This window comes from Arenibacter sp. ARW7G5Y1, assembly GCF_003201775.1.
GTDB lineage: Bacteria > Bacteroidota > Bacteroidia > Flavobacteriales > Flavobacteriaceae > Arenibacter.
In genome coordinates this window covers 175,544-190,850 of record NZ_QJJZ01000007.1, presented here as the reverse complement: position 1 = coordinate 190,850, position 15,307 = coordinate 175,544, and the positions used below count along the sequence as shown (strand labels likewise).

Here is a 15,307-nt window from a genome sequence, read left to right as displayed (position 1 = left end):
ATTTTGGATTAAGTTGCTTTAACGGATAAAGTAAATTAAAAGTGTTTGTTAAGGGACAAAACTCAACCCTCAAAGACATTTTTGTTGAAGGGAATATTGTTAAATTAGCGAAGGGTGTAATAAATATCCAGAAATTATTATAAATACCTAATTTGCAGTATCATACCCTCTAGGGCTAGCCATTTTTCAAAGTTTAAAAAACCATTAACACCATTGATATGAAAACATTTTATTTATTTATTTCCTTTTGTTTAGCCTGCTCTATCACCACTTTTGCCCAAATAAATCAAAAAAATAGGGTAATTGTTTTAACCGACATTGAAGCCGACCCGGATGACACCCAATCCTTGGTACGTTTGCTTTTGTATTCGAACCAAATTGACATTAAGGGAATTGTTGCAACAACCTCTTGCTGGTTGCAGAATAGAATAGCCCCTGAATCTATAGAAAGGGTCATTAGGGCCTACGGTAAAGTACAGCCCAACCTTTTAAAGCATGAAGCTGGTTTTCCCAAACCAGAAACATTGACAGCACTAATTAAAAAAGGTCTTCCTGAATATGGTATGAAGGGCGTTGGTGATGGAAAAAACTCGGAGGGTTCCGACTGGATAATCAAAGTTTTGGAAGAAAAAGATGATCGACCTTTGTGGATTTCAGTGTGGGGCGGGGTTAATACTTTAGCACAATCCCTTGAGCAAATTCGTAAAACAAAAAGTAAAAAAGAGGCACAACGATTAATTTCTAAACTCCGGGTCTATACCATCTCGGACCAAGATGATAGTGGCATTTGGATACGGAACAATTTTCCAGACCTGTTTTATATTGTTAGTCCTGGAGATTTTTACGCCTCTGCTACATGGACAGGCATCAATAGTTATATAAACGGAATAGACAATAGTGTAATCAGTAATAATTGGATAGCCCAGAACATACAACAAGACCATGGGCCTCTTGGAAGTGAATATCCCGATGTGGCTTGGGGCGTAGAAGGGGATACACCAGCATTTTTATCGTTAATACCCAACGGACTTAACGAACCTGAACATCCGGAATGGGGTGCGTGGGGAGGACGGTATGAATTATACAAACCAGATTTCTCAAAAACAAAAAAAGGAGGCTCCATAGTTACCATTGCCCCCGAGACCAGGCCAATTTGGACCAATGCAGTCGATAATTACACCCCTTACATTCCTAAGGAATACGGACGTTCGGTTAAAAGGGATACCATTACATTCAAGGATAATAAAGTAACGTTATGGCGCTGGAGGGACGATTTTCAAAATGATTTTGCCGCCCGTATGGATTGGTGCACCCAGACCTATGAAGAAGCAAACCACCCTCCCATACCTGAGCTCACCCATTCTGATCTACTAACGGTAAGCTCCGGTGAAGCCTTTAGCCTGGATGCTTTTAAATCTACCGATCCTGATGGTGACAATCTTAGTTATTTGTGGTTCCATTATCCAGAAGAAAGCTCGTATAAAGAAAAAATAGATTTGGGTGCCGAGAATGTTCATATTGTAAACCTAAGAGCTCCGGAAGTAGAAAAAAAGGAAACCGTTCATTTCATTTTGAAGCTATCGGACAAGGGATCACCAGCATTGTCCAGGTACAAACGCGTTATTGTGACAGTTCTTCCAAATTAGTCCTCCGGAATACTAATAAGCCAACCATACGGTCATTTCTCCTTTGCCCCTGTTGCCCCAGGCATAATAAGGAATCAACCTCAAGGGAAAGCTATTATTTGACGGACCAATGGGACGGTATAGTTTTTTATCCCAGTTATTATCCTTTCCAAAGGCATTGGTCTTTAATGATAGTATTTCCCTATTCTGGATCTGAATCATTTCAGGCTGAAAAATTGCATTCCTATCAAAAATTAATTCATTGATATCCATATCTTGGGGAAGATCCTTGGACTCCACACAATACACCAAGGGGCCCCTTTTTACCGCAATTTGATTTTTTACCTCCTCAACCAAGGGGTTGGCCTCCATTAATTGAACTGGCATGGATAAATTAAGTAATACCTCATCCCCTGATCTCCATATCCTTTTAATTTCAAAATAGGATCCGGGGTCGGGCTTACCCAGCCATTGTTTTCCATTGACCGAGATATCAACTTCGGAAGCCCAGCCAGGGATTCGTAAATAAATGGAATACTCTTTTTTCTGTATTTCCTTTAGCGTAATGTGAACCGTTCCATCCCATGGATAATTCGTCCTTTGTTCAATCTCCAAAAGTGACCCGTTTTCAAGGGTTGTTTTTAAATGATTGCTTCCATATAGATTGAAATACAAACTTTGTGCCCCAAGGCTATAAGCAAAGTTGCCCACTTCTGCCAAAATACGGGTAACGTTTGGGGGGCAACAGTTCGACTTGGAAATATACCCTTCCCTTTCATTGCCCCATCGTTGTTGAAAGGGCAGGTTTTTGCTAACCGCAAGTGGGTTGGTGTAAAGAAATTCCTTACCATTTAGACCTATTCCGGAAAGCACACTATTGTACAAGGCCAGCTCTACAACATCTGCATATTTGGATTCTGCAGTTAATTGCAACATTCTCCAATTCCACAAAACATTGCCTATGTTGGCGCATGTTTCGTTATGGGCCGTAGCATTGGGCAATTGATAAGGCCTACCATAGGCCTGATGTATTTTTTGTACTTCGGAGGGTCTATAGGAGGTACCGTCAGGGGAAACCCCATCATATAAAGCACCGCAAGCACCGGTAATATACATTTTGCTATACACCACATCCTCCCAAATGACATTGAGATTTTTCAAAAGTTGTTCTTCCCCTGTTTCGGCATAGAGGTCTGCGACCCCGGCATACAGATAATTGGCCCTCACGGCATGCCCCATGGCATTCATTTGCTCTCTAAAAGGTATTCTATCCTGGTTATCATCTGTACCGTCCTCGGTAGTCCCGCGAATATTGATCAGGTTATTGGCCAGTTCCAAATATCTGGGGTCCTTTGTAGTGCGGTACATTTCAACCACTCCCATATAGTGCGACGGACATATGGCATTCCGTGCCAACTCGGGAGATGCTTGTTTATAGAAGTCGTACAAGAAGTTGGCAACACCCTCGGCCACTTTTAGAAAATTATCTTTACCTGTGGCCCTATAATGTACACAGGCGGCCGTCATCAAATGGCCCATATTATACTTTTCAAAACCCAATTGCTTTTGCAATTTTTCTGGTCCCAAGGTGCCCCAACGCTCCTCTATCAAAACTGGGGTATGCAAGTAGCCATCCTTTCTTTGGGCTTTGGATATCAGGGCTATTGCCTCATCCATTTGGGTGTCTAGCTCGGGGGCTTTGGTAACTGCATAGACAGCGGCCATACCTTCAAAAAGTTTATAAAAATCCCCATCATGGAACGAAGGGCCTTTGTGTTTGCCCTTCATCAACCCAGCGGCAATCTCAAAGTTCTTGTATGCATGCGTGGTATCGCTATGGTAAAGCTGCCACATGTAGGTCAAGGTATGATTCCTTTCCACATCAAACTGTTCTTTCCAAAAACCATGGGTCCACTGTACAGCATCAAGATCTACACTCTGCAATTTGGCATATGGACTATTTACATTATTAACTAAACCTTTACTTTGGGAATATGTCCCAATGGTCAGTAAAACCATCAGGTTGGTCAAAATATATTTTTTTAGTGTCATACCAGTTCGTTTATAATAATTCACATTGGCCCCAAGATGTTTTAAAGGTATTGACTAGCTTCAAAATCCATGGACCCGGTGTCTCAATTACCGTATTTCCTGGATATATCTTTTAGCGCAAAATTATGATATCACCTTTTTTTTTCTTCTATCAATTCTTGCCAAGTAGTGTATGAGTCGCGTAAATCCTTGGACATATTCCGGGGTTGATAGGTCATTAAACCCTTATATCCCGGTTTTGGCAAATCGTCAATACTTTGCCAAAATCCCAAGCCTAAGCCTGAAATAAGGGCCGCTCCTCTAGCAGAAACATCGGAAATTCCAATATTGGTGACCGGTGTTTGCAAAATATCGGCCAAGAACTGCATTAAAAAGTGATTGGACGTGATCCCCCCGTCTACCTTCAACTCCTTTAGCTGCTTTTGGGTCTCATTTTCTATGGCAGCTACCACATCCTTTATTTGAAACGCTATGGATTCCAGTGCTGCACGAACTATATGGGCCTTTGTAGTCCCAAAACCTATACCGTGGATCGAGGCTTTCCATTCCTTCTGCCAATGCGGAGCACCCATACCGCTAAATGCAGGAATAAGGTAGACTCCTTCATTCCCACTAACAGAGGTGGCCATTGGTTCTATCTCTTTATTGTCCACAAATAATCCAAGCTGATTTTTTAACCACTCCAAGGTTGCGCCACAACTAACGATAACACCCTCCAGTGCATAATTTACATTACCCTGGGCACTCCAACCAATGGTGGTTAGTATACCATTTTTATTATGCTGGGCAACTTTACCCGTATTCCATAATATGGAAGACCCGGTACCTAAGGTGGCTTTGGCCATCCCAGTAGTAAAACACTCCTCCCCAAAGAAAGCGGCATGGGAGTCACCTATCATTCCCGTTATGGGTATTTTGGCCGGTAAAATTCCTCCAAAATCAGATTCACCATAGAATGCTGAGGAGTGCAAAACTTCAGGAAGTTTGAGTCCAGTCAATCCAAATTTATCCAGTAGCCCTTCATCCCATTTCAATTCATAACTATTAAAAAATAAGGTCCTTGTGGCATTTGTATGATCCGTATAGTATTTTTCTTTGTTGGTAAGCATATACAGCAACCAAGTATCAATGGTTCCAAAGTTGGCATTTCCCTGTTTTATGGCCTCATCTATGGCCGTATTGTTCTGCCTGAGCCACATCATTTTGGTTGCCGAAAAATAGGGGTCTATGGTAAGTCCTGTTTTGGCGTTGACCATTTGTTCCAGATCATGTTGCTTTAATTCTTCACAGATGGCCACTGAACGTTTACATTGCCACACCACGGCATTGTGTAAAGGTGTGCCAAAGTTGTCCCAAACAACGAAGGTCTCCCTTTGATTGGAAATTCCACAGGAAATAATGTTCTTTTCTTCAGCAGGAAAACTTTGAACAAATTCGTTATAACATTTCCCAACGGCTGTAAGAACATTCTGGTATAGTTCATTGGGGTCTTGTTCCACATAACCTAGAAAGGGATAATAGGATTTGAGCGGCTCCGATGCTTTGGAAACCAAATTCCCCAAGCCATCAAAAATTAATGCTTTTGTACCGCTCGTACCTTGGTCTATGGATAAAATATAGGATTTGGCCATTCTTTATATAGTGGATTAGTGCCTTATTTATTTTAGCATGCGTTAGTCTTCATTGGGGTGGTTTACCCTATCCATTATTACGGCTATTAAAATAACAAAGCCCTTAATAATCTGTTGCCAGAAAGGGGAGACGTTCAGCAAAACCAAACCGCTATTGAGCACCCCAATGATGAGTGCGCCTTGTACCGTTCCCATGATGGACCCCCTACCTCCGGACAGGGATGTTCCCCCTATAACTACTGCGGCAATGGAATCCAACTCATAACTAAATCCCGCATTGGGCTGTGCGGAATCCAATCGGGAGGTAAGTATAATTCCTCCCACAGCTGCTAAAATACCGGCAATGGCATACACCCAAATTTTTATTTTATTGATATTTAACCCTGAAAGACGTGCAGCACTCTCATTGCCCCCAATGGCATAAATATACCTCCCGAATTTGGTTTTTTTGGTTATGACAACCGCAATAGCAACCACAATAACAGTTATCCAGACCGGCATAGGAATCCCCAAAAACCAACCTGTACCGATAAATGCAAAATTGGGTCCCAATCCAGTTATAGGAAAACCCCCTGTCCAAAGCATTGTTGCTCCTCTGGCAATGGTCAACATGGCCAAGGTTGCCACAAATGGAGGAACCTTAAATTGAGTAATCATCCATCCATTAAAAAGTCCCAGTCCCCCACCTACAACGAAACCTCCCAAAATTGCGCCAAATACCGTAAAGCCAATATAGAGATTCAAGGAAGGCATATCAATACCAAATTTTAACAGCCCCGCAGCCACTGCACCACTAAAAGCTAATATGGAACCCACTGATAGATCTATACCCCTGGTCAATATTACCAAGGTCATCCCTACGGATATGCATACATTTACCGAGATTTGCCGCATAATATTCCACCCGTTTTCCATGGTCAGAAACTTATCGGACATTAAGGCCAATACCACGCACAGTACAAAAAGGGCAATGATGGATTGGAATTTAATGATAGTCGTTTTTATATCCATTTTTAATTATAAAATTGCAGCGTTCATTATTTTATCTTCGGTGGCCTCCTTTTGGCTAAATTCTCCAGTAATACGCGATGTTCCCATCACTAAAATCCTATCGCAAATGGCCATAATTTCAGGAAGTTCCGAAGAGACCACCAGGACCCCAAGTCCCTCCTTGGCAAGGTTATTTATCAAATGATATATTTCGTTTTTGGCATTAACATCAATGCCTCGGGTTGGTTCATCCAGAAAAAGTATTTTAGGGGTTGTTGCCAACCATTTTGCCAACACTACTTTTTGTTGGTTGCCCCCACTTAAATTTTCTGATTTTTGGCCGGGGGAAGACGTTTTTACGTTGAGGTTGCCTATATATTTATGAGCCAAATCCATTTCCAAACCCGAATTCAATAATCCATTTTTCACTATCTGGTCTATACTGGCCATACTGATGTTCTTAAAAATGGGCATCTGTAATACCAAACCATCCGCCTTGCGATCTTCCGGTACCAATCCCATTCCATTGGCAACGGCGTCCATGGCCGAGGTAATCCTTATCTCTTGTCCGTCTATATAGATATCTCCGACCATGGTTTTGGAATGTAGTCCAAAAATGGTCTCCAGTAATTCGGTTCTGCCCGCTCCCATCAGACCAAAAATGCCCAGCACTTCTCCCCTTCGCAGGTTAAAACTCACATCCTTTACCAGGTATTCAGATTTTATGGTATGCTTAGGCAGGGAAATACCTTCTACCCTTAACACCTCCTTACCCAGAGGCAAGTCTTCCTTAACATAAAGATTTTTGATATCGCGCCCGACCATCAAACGAATAAGGTCCTCTTTTTTTGCTTGTGAAACATTTTCAATGGTACCAACCATTTTCCCATCCCGCAATCCAATAAAGCGGTCCGCTATCTTAAACAGCTCCTCCAATTTATGGGATATATACAGAATGGACACCTCTTGTTTTTTTAATGTAGCGATAATCCTAAAAAGCACTTCCACCTCGGCATCGGTAATTGCAGAGGTGGGCTCGTCCATTATCACTACTTTGGCATCTTCCAAAAGTGCCTTGGCAATTTCCACTTGCTGCTGTTGGCCTACCCTTAACTTGGCCACCAACGTTGTTGGCGGCACATCGCATTCCAACCGCGTTAAAAGGGCCTTGGCCATTTGGTTCATTTTCTTGAAATCCAGCATACCAAAGGAGTCCACGATTTCGCGCCCTAGAAAGATATTGGCTGTGATACTTAAATAAGGGATAAGATTAAGTTCCTGATGTATGATCGCTATACCACTTTTCATGGCCTCTTTTGGGCTCGAGAAATTTACTTTCTCCCCGTTCAGTAGCAGTGTGCCCTCATATTCGGGGTATACTCCGGACAGTATTTTCATCAATGTAGATTTCCCTGCCCCGTTCTCGCCTACAATAACATTGACCTTAGCTCGATGAACATTGAGCGAAACCCCATTAAGCGCGGTAACACCTGCAAATTTTTTGGTGATATTATCTGCCCTTAGTATGATGTTTTCCTCCCCCACAGTCTATTCTATTTCTAAAATTAAAGGAATGATTCTTAAATTCGGAAGATCTGGATGTTTCGTATTTACCTCTACTGCACCCTTAAAATAAACGTGATCGCCTTCTTCCACTTCATTTAAAAAAGGAGGAACTACATCTGTTCTCACCCTATTGTTAACGGCTACCGAGATGCTGTTAAAATCCATAGTGTTTTGAAAATCGCCAATACTGGCCATTCCAGAGCCTTCACGTATGGCATTCCCAAATATAAAGTCCGTAGCTATAAGTAATTCAGAATCAGCGACTCCTTCAAGCTTGATACGAACATTTTCATTTCCTATATCCAACACTATCCCATTGCCTTCCACTATGAAATAGTAATCATTGCTTATTCCCATTTTGCGCCCCTTTTCAGCAGTAAATTGCTCAAGGTCCTGTTCCAATGCTTCCATAAATTGCCCTGCCTCCATTGCCGGGAGTCCAGTTAATTTTGTTTCCATAAACTTTTGTGCAAAGGCATCGGGATCAAAAACACCTTTTTTTTGGGCGATATGCCTCTCATCCAACGGTTCAAAATAAACCGAGTTGTACAAAGCCACTCCGACCAGTAGTGCAATCAAGAGGTATTTGATTGGTTTTTTTATACTATTCTTCACTGCCATAGGCCTCAAATTCACTTATATTATCCTGAGTTACAATTTCAACGGCGATAGGCATTTTTCTCTGCATATCGCGTTCTCCCTGCAAATATTTATCGGCCAATTCTGCCGCTGTCTGGGCCATAAATTTTGGGGATTGCATGGCTGTGGCCATAATCTTTTTATCCTTAATGGCATCCATAACATCCTGTGAGCCATCGAATCCGAATACCATTACACTATCGGCCTTCCCTACCGAGACCAAGGCCTGATAGGCTCCCATGGCCATGGCATCGTTACCACAAAAAACGGCATCTATATCAGGGTTGGACTGTAGTACCGATTCCAGCACTTCCATGGCCTTACTACGGTCAAAATCGGCACTTTGTTGCGCTACCATTTTTAAATCCGGGAAATAATCCACCACACTATGAAAGCCTTTGGAACGGTTCCATGTGTTATTATCTCCAACAAGGCCCAACAGCTCTACATATTTACCACTTTTGTTCATTTGCCTGACAAAATATTGCCCTAAATCCACACAGCCCGAAAAACTATCGGAAATTATCTGGGTAACCGGACCTTCCAAGGAGTTTACTTCCCTATCCATACAAAAAGTTGGAATACCCGCTTGTTTGGCCCTATTTACATTGCTGACCGACCCCTCGGCATCGGTAGGATTGAACAATATTGCACTGTATCCCGCGGCGATTAAATTTTCAAAATGTTCTGCCTCCTTGGCCGTATTATTTTGCGAATCGAAGATGGTGGTCTCATAGCCCAGTTCCCTTGCCCGGGTGGCAGCCGATTCGCCCAATACCACAAACCATGGGTTGTTCAGAGTGGAAATAACCACCGCTATTTTCTTGGGCCCCTTATCATCCCTTTGGGCACAGCCCAATAGCAGGAACCCAATAATGATCGGGACTATGGCTTTTACTATACCTGAAAAAAATTGTTTGCCCATGTATTTAGGAGTTTTTAGTAAGCATTTCCAAACCTAGATTATATAAACCTTCTTCGGAAATCCCGTAATGCTGAAATATTTCCATCTGTGAGCCGGTAACGGTATATTCATCGGGAATTCCAACTATACGAAATGGATTTTTGTACCCTTTTTGAAAAAGATGTGCCGCACAGGCCTCCCCCAAACCGCCATTCACCATATGCTCCTCTACCGTAATAATGGGTTGCCCACCTGCTGCGATGCTTTCCAACAATTGGGTATCCAAAGGTTTAATGGTATGCATACTAATTACCGTGGAGCGTATCCCCTTATCCTCTTCAAGTTTCTTCGCTGCCAGCCAAGCCGGATAAACGGTTTCCCCAGAGGCAATAAAAGTAAGGACCCTACCCTTCCGAACAACACGACCTTTTCCAAATTCAAAAGACGTATCGGCTACATTTAAAAATGGCATCGCCTTTTTTCCCAGCCTCATATAAATGGGCTTGTTCGATTGGGCGGCTAGGCGAACTGCCTGTTCGGTCTCAAAGTTGTCCGCCGGAGCTACGATGATAATATTGTTGATGGCCCTGAGGGCCGCATAATCGTGCAAACTATGATGGGTAGTTCCCAACGCACCATAACTTACACCGGCACTAATACCTACCAAGGTTACCGGGTTATCGGAATAGGCTACATCGTTCTTGATCTGTTCCAGGGCACGGGCACTAAGAAAACATGCAGGGGAAACTGCAAATGCCTTTTTGCCAGCAGAGGCCAAGCCGGCCGCAACTCCCACTAAATTTTGTTCGGCTATTCCCACTTCAACTATTTGTTTGGGATATTTGTCACCAAAAGGAACTAGCTTACCCGAGCCCCGTGAATCACTTGTTACGGCAATTATTGAGCTATCGGCAGCCGCCAACTCCTGTAAGATTTCGGAAAAAACCACTTGGTTAGGTTCCCCCATTAATAAGTTTTTATCTTGTATTTTATCCAATTCCATATACTAGTGAATTAGTGCTTCCGCCTCATTTAATTCTGATTGGGCCAATATATACTGCTCCTCCGATGGTACTCCGTGGTGCCATTTCAATACTCCTTCCATATAGCTAATGCCTTTGCCCTTGGTGGTATGTGCTATGATAAAATTTGGTTTTCCCTTTTCGAGGGGACCATTGTTCAATGCCTCTTCCAATTGCTCCAGATTATGTCCGTCCACCTCCTTTACCGCCCAACCAAAAGCCTCCAGTTTATCACGGATGGAATCGGTATTCATAACCTCCTTGTTGTTTCCTGTAATCTGCTGCTTATTATTGTCCAAAATGGCATACAAGTTGTCCAATTTATAATGTGAAGCCGATAAAAATGCTTCCCAATTAGAGCCTTCGGGCAATTCCCCATCCCCTAGCAGTGTAAACACACGATGCTTTTTATTATCCAGTTTTGCTGCAACGGCCTCCCCTACACAAATGGATAGCCCATGCCCCAATGCTCCGGTGTTCTGTTCAACCCCATGAACCTTTTTTGTTGGATGTCCTATATAATGCGATTGATAATTACAAAGGGTTTCCAAGTCAGATTCCGGGAAAAAACCACGGTCTGCCAAGGTTACAAAAAGAGCCTCTACACAATGTCCTTTACTTTGGATATATCTATCACGATCTGGATTCCTAAAATCCTTTGGATCCACATTTAATACCTTGTTGTAAAGTACGTTCAAAATATCAATACAGGATAGACTTCCACCCGTATGCCCGGCCTTTGCCTTATAGATGTATTTTAGAATATTTCTTCTAAGTACTACCGATTTTAATTTTATTTCCTTATTTGTCATGTTGTGAACTCTCTCAAATTACTGCTCCTTAAATTATACATCCAAAGACCCCATTCCAGTTATTCCGCATTTAAACTTTGTGGTTGTATATTTCCCAACCCATATAATTGCCCAAAGCTTCCTGCAATATGGTCCCCGTCCTGGATGCATTCATTACCACATGATGTTCAAATCCATTCCTACACACATACTGCATTAATCCCTGTAAATCCGGAATTTGGGCCACTGCTCGGTTTCCAAAGGTCTTTAAAGGGTCATCGGTCAACTCACCCTCCCCAAAATAGGCCTTGATAATACCTTTGGGGTCATCGGTGCTGATTCTCCCATAAGTAAGTGGATTTGCCGGTGTTCTCCCATCAAGGGCGCCATAGGTATTTTCAACTCCCACGGTAGTACCAAGAATTGGAGCGGTATCCATCTTAATATCGGGCAAAAAGGATTTCGCCCAGTTGCCGCAATGAAAAAGCACACATTTGTTGGGATCGTCAGCATAGTTATTGTTCCAATCCACCAAGGCACTGGGAGACCCCGAGGCCAATTGCATAGCATACATGCTGAGGGTTCCGGTAACATCGACCTCACAAGCAGATGGCAACATATTTTCGGACATTATACTCATGCTGGTACACACGTTACATCCATAATTCTGTTGTAGGGAAGTCCAACATTGAATAGCCGTGGCATCAAGTGCATATTCCTCCATAAACTCCTTTAAGACTACATCCAATTTTGCAATCTGCAACATAGCCTCATTCGGAGTCTTTCCCTGTGGCACATAGGCATTGATGGCTTCCAAATGTTGCTTGACCGAAGCGTCATCCTTGGTCAGTTTATTGGCCTTACCCAAGATTTCGGACAAATCGACCGTAGTTACGGTAATGCCATTGCGCTGTAATATCTTTTCGGAATAACGTACCGTGTTGAATGCACCGGGCCTAGCCCCTACAGCCCCGATCCTAACGTTTCGCACCCCCCTCACTACCCTGCAAACCGCAACAAAATCCTTAAGATCCTGTTGAAAAGGAATATCTGAAGGAAAGGAAACGTGCTGACTCGTCAAGGAATACTTTATACCGTACTGATAGAGGTTATTACAGACCGAAATTTTACCACACCAGGAATCCCTGCGATTCACGACATTCATCTTAGTCAATTCGTCCGGATAGGCCTGCACCAATACAGGAACGTTCAAATTGGCCATTTTTAAGGTATCGGCTACCCCCTTCTCATCCCCAAAATTGGGCAAAAGCACCAATACACCTGCAATCTCCCCACTGTGTTTCTTAAAAAGCTCGGCACATTTTTGTGCTTCCCTAAAGGTTTCCACACCACCAAGCTTTGTATCGGTACTTTCCAATAAAACCGGTGTCAATTTTAATTTGGCAAAGACATCGATAATTTCGGTCCTGGCCTTTTCCACTAAACTATCCGGAAAGAAATCACGATTTCCTATTATAATTCCAATGCTTAATGGTGATTTTGTGGTACTCATATTCTTATTTTTTTTATTTCTTACTTATCTGCCTTGGCCAATATCACTTCTATTTCGTTGTCCTTAAAAACCTTTAGATCCTTTTCTTCCATTCCTGAATCCGTTATGATATAATCTATCAATGAAAGGGCTCCCAGACTCGCCAGGGCACTTTTACCTATTTTGGAGCTATCGGCCACCAAATACGTGATATCCGCAGCATCTATCATTGCTTTCTTTACTACAAGATCGCTAATACTGGGATAGGTAAGTCCCGATTTTAAAGAGATGCCGGCCGTAGCCAAAAACAACTTTTGCACATTGAGCCCTTTAAAAAAGTCGGCCGCCTTTTGCCCTGTCAACGATAGTGTAGGAGGCTTAAATTCACCTCCGGTCATAATTACTTCAATACCCGGTTCCGTACCTAGCAATAGCGCTATATTAAGGGCATTTGTAATAACCGTTAAGTTTTTATACCCGATCAGTTTTTTGGCAATTTCGGTAGTTGTACTACCGGAATCCAGAATAATAGTATCCCCGCTCTCAATAAATTCGAGACATTTTTGCCCAATAGCTTCCTTCAATTCCAAATTATCCTGTTGAACCAAGGAAAAATTGCGGACTTGGTCCCCCATATTTTTGAGATAGGCACCACCGTGCTCCCTCATTATCAATCCCTGATTTTCCAACTTTTCCAAATCTTGGCGAACAGTCACCTCGGTGACTTTAAAAAGTTTGGCCAAGTCCGCCACCTTAGCAGATCCGTCCTCTTTTAAAAATTCAACAATTTTTTCACGCCTCTTATTCGGTAAATATGCCATAGTTCATAAATAAAAGTAAATATTCGTAAACAAATAAAAACTCTTTTATTTTAAATTCAAAATATATTGTTTCACTTATTACTGTTCCTGCCAATTCGATCAACTACACCATAGCCTCAAAACAGGCCCGTGCCCAAAGCATTCCCATATGCACCATTCGGTTTAAAATTACCCCTTATAAAAAAAATAACGCATCTATTATTCCGGCTCACATATTATCCGGCGATAGCTGGTCAGATTGTGCACACCCTTATCCGTCACCTCGCAAATTACATGAAAGCTTTTGTCAACGGCATTTGGGGGTACCTGCAAGGTGACAGTGGCAGAGGTACTGTTCAAAAGGATCACTTCCCCAGTAAATGTTCCAGCTTCAGGCTGGACCCACCATTTATAGCTTAATAAATCCCCGTCCGGATCATAGGAAGCCGATGCATCCAATTCAACACTAGCCCCCACTTGAGGCTTTATGCTTATGCTGCCCAAACTACTATCACCATCAATTACAACAACAGGATTGCGATTGCCAGTACCATTTTGGGCCCAGTCCATTCTAGCTGCAAAATTGTTAAATGTAGCGGCATAAAAATAGTCTCCATATCCCCTACAAATTTTACTTTCATTTCCCGCATAGTTTACGTACGAGTACCCATTATTGTCCTCTCCCTTTCCCCATTGTGAATACCCTCCCCAACTAACTTGGGTGGGCTGATCAGGATTATTGAGACCGTTTGGCATGATATGTAAAAAAGAAGGGGTATCCCCCTCTACCCCCCATTTATATTTTGGATATTGACTCCCAAGATGGCCATGATTCTGGATATGCTCCCCATACTCCGACCACTTACTTTTCCCCGTTCCATTCTGGTACCTCCAAGCGCAATCATCCCAAATAAAAAGTAAATCATCTGAAAACTCCCGGCGCATCCACGCATGGGAGCTTGTTTCGAAACTAGATTTTTGCGGCCTATCCTGGTCCGTAATGGCATATGCCCGAATTTTGTTCAAAAACTTTTTTAATTCCAGTTCGTTTCGTTGCTGCCCTACCTGCCATATAGCTTGCGCCAGCGTATTGCCACCTCCCCAGAAACACACCCAAATTGGACGATCATCATCTTCGTCAGCCAACTGTACAATAAGGTTGCTTCCGTCCGAAATATTATCACCTCCAAGCTTGTCCACCCCCATTTTCATACTACCGAACACTGTGCGTTTCTTTAAATATTCCGCACTTGGCCAATAGCCTATTTGCTGCCTTTCCCCATCATAGGCAAAACCATTTTGCTTTGAGCGTTTAACTAGATTGGGCAAGTCCTTGTCATAAGCCTCTATGACGCCTAAAGCTATCTCCTTAAAATGTTTCACCTTATCAACATCTTCCATACTCCACCCTGTAGTGATTACAATTCCCTCAATTTCAAACATATCGGCATGGACCAAAAGCCGAATCAGAGATTCATGGTCATCCGGTTCCCAGGTGGATATATCGGTGAGCACCACCAAACGTGGTTTCAGCTGCACTACCCCTGTAGATACCCCTGTGGTCTTTGTCCGCAATGGGGAACAAGACGCAAGAACGAAAGAAATCAACATTAAGAAAAAGTAAGACCTCATAATTTAATTTAACACATTAATGGAATTGACAATGGACATCTCCGTTACACTTCCTTATTTTAAAACCGAACCCCACCTTCCCTCCTTAGGGTCCATCTCATTTTTATAGGGCTCATAAGGTTTCTTGTGGTCGTGATGAGGAAACAATCCATTCCAAAAAACC

The 15,307-nt window shown here is 42.5% G+C and carries 12 protein-coding genes; 1 reads left to right on the top strand and 11 read right to left on the bottom strand.

The window, feature by feature from the left end:
- Positions 1-218 precede the first annotated feature (218 nt).
- On the top strand, positions 219-1,646 hold the full coding sequence (locus C7972_RS12250; RefSeq protein WP_110356467.1) for a nucleoside hydrolase-like domain-containing protein: 1,428 nt from the start codon (positions 219-221) through the stop codon (positions 1,644-1,646).
- Between the two features lie 12 nt (positions 1,647-1,658).
- Here C7972_RS12250 and C7972_RS12245 read toward each other — a convergent pair whose 3' ends face one another.
- The 11 genes from C7972_RS12245 to C7972_RS12195 form a co-directional block, all read right to left on the bottom strand.
- On the bottom strand, positions 1,659-3,677 hold the full coding sequence (locus tag C7972_RS12245) for a glycoside hydrolase family 127 protein (RefSeq protein WP_110356466.1): 2,019 nt from the start codon (positions 3,675-3,677) through the stop codon (positions 1,659-1,661).
- Positions 3,678-3,808: 131 nt separating this feature from the next.
- The gene (locus C7972_RS12240) at positions 3,809-5,308 is read right to left on the bottom strand and encodes a glycerol kinase GlpK (RefSeq protein ID WP_110356465.1); all 1,500 of its coding nucleotides are present in this window, start codon (positions 5,306-5,308) and stop codon (positions 3,809-3,811) included.
- Positions 5,309-5,350: 42 nt separating this feature from the next.
- On the bottom strand, positions 5,351-6,319 hold the full coding sequence (locus C7972_RS12235) for an ABC transporter permease (RefSeq protein ID WP_110356464.1): 969 nt from the start codon (positions 6,317-6,319) through the stop codon (positions 5,351-5,353).
- Positions 6,320-6,325: 6 nt separating this feature from the next.
- Positions 6,326-7,843, bottom strand: a complete 1,518-nt coding sequence (locus C7972_RS12230; protein ID WP_220020899.1) for a sugar ABC transporter ATP-binding protein — start codon at positions 7,841-7,843, stop codon at positions 6,326-6,328.
- A gap of 3 nt (positions 7,844-7,846) precedes the next feature.
- On the bottom strand, positions 7,847-8,485 hold the full coding sequence (locus C7972_RS12225) for a DUF2291 family protein (protein ID WP_110356463.1): 639 nt from the start codon (positions 8,483-8,485) through the stop codon (positions 7,847-7,849).
- Positions 8,469-9,428: a D-ribose ABC transporter substrate-binding protein gene (locus tag C7972_RS12220; protein WP_110356462.1), complete on the bottom strand. Its 960-nt coding sequence runs from the start codon at positions 9,426-9,428 to the stop codon at positions 8,469-8,471. Before C7972_RS12220 ends, C7972_RS12225 begins: the two co-directional genes overlap by 17 nt.
- Before the next feature lie 4 nt (positions 9,429-9,432).
- Positions 9,433-10,410 carry a transketolase family protein gene (locus tag C7972_RS12215; protein ID WP_110356461.1) on the bottom strand — a complete coding sequence of 326 codons (978 nt, stop codon included), beginning with the start codon at positions 10,408-10,410 and terminating at the stop codon, positions 9,433-9,435.
- Between the two features lie 3 nt (positions 10,411-10,413).
- Entirely contained in the window at positions 10,414-11,241 is an 828-nt protein-coding gene (locus C7972_RS12210; RefSeq protein WP_110356460.1) for a transketolase, read from the bottom strand.
- A 70-nt stretch (positions 11,242-11,311) separates the two neighbouring features.
- Positions 11,312-12,733 (bottom strand): L-fucose/L-arabinose isomerase family protein, encoded by a 1,422-nt coding sequence (locus tag C7972_RS12205; RefSeq protein ID WP_110356459.1) that lies wholly within the window; start codon positions 12,731-12,733, stop codon positions 11,312-11,314.
- A 20-nt stretch (positions 12,734-12,753) separates the two neighbouring features.
- Entirely contained in the window at positions 12,754-13,533 is a 780-nt protein-coding gene (locus tag C7972_RS12200; protein WP_110356458.1) for a DeoR/GlpR family DNA-binding transcription regulator, read from the bottom strand.
- Positions 13,534-13,731: 198 nt separating this feature from the next.
- Positions 13,732-15,123, bottom strand: a complete 1,392-nt coding sequence (locus C7972_RS12195) for a DUF1593 domain-containing protein (RefSeq protein WP_220020898.1) — start codon at positions 15,121-15,123, stop codon at positions 13,732-13,734.
- Positions 15,124-15,307: the final 184 nt, after the last annotated feature.

Bases quoted from the DNA above. Each gene is read 5' to 3' on its own strand.
- C7972_RS12250 (WP_110356467.1), top strand. From the start codon at position 219: ATGAAAACATTTTATTTATTTATTTCCTTTTGTTTAGCCTGCTCTATC.
- C7972_RS12245 (WP_110356466.1), bottom strand. From the start codon at position 3,677: ATGACACTAAAAAAATATATTTTGACCAACCTGATGGTTTTACTGACC.
- C7972_RS12240 (WP_110356465.1), bottom strand. From the start codon at position 5,308: ATGGCCAAATCCTATATTTTATCCATAGACCAAGGTACGAGCGGTACA.
- C7972_RS12235 (WP_110356464.1), bottom strand. From the start codon at position 6,319: ATGGATATAAAAACGACTATCATTAAATTCCAATCCATCATTGCCCTT.
- C7972_RS12225 (WP_110356463.1), bottom strand. From the start codon at position 8,485: ATGGCAGTGAAGAATAGTATAAAAAAACCAATCAAATACCTCTTGATT.
- C7972_RS12220 (WP_110356462.1), bottom strand. From the start codon at position 9,428: ATGGGCAAACAATTTTTTTCAGGTATAGTAAAAGCCATAGTCCCGATC.
- C7972_RS12215 (WP_110356461.1), bottom strand. From the start codon at position 10,410: ATGGAATTGGATAAAATACAAGATAAAAACTTATTAATGGGGGAACCT.
- C7972_RS12210 (WP_110356460.1), bottom strand. From the start codon at position 11,241: ATGACAAATAAGGAAATAAAATTAAAATCGGTAGTACTTAGAAGAAAT.
- C7972_RS12205 (WP_110356459.1), bottom strand. From the start codon at position 12,733: ATGAGTACCACAAAATCACCATTAAGCATTGGAATTATAATAGGAAAT.
- C7972_RS12200 (WP_110356458.1), bottom strand. From the start codon at position 13,533: ATGGCATATTTACCGAATAAGAGGCGTGAAAAAATTGTTGAATTTTTA.
- C7972_RS12195 (WP_220020898.1), bottom strand. From the start codon at position 15,123: ATGTTGATTTCTTTCGTTCTTGCGTCTTGTTCCCCATTGCGGACAAAG.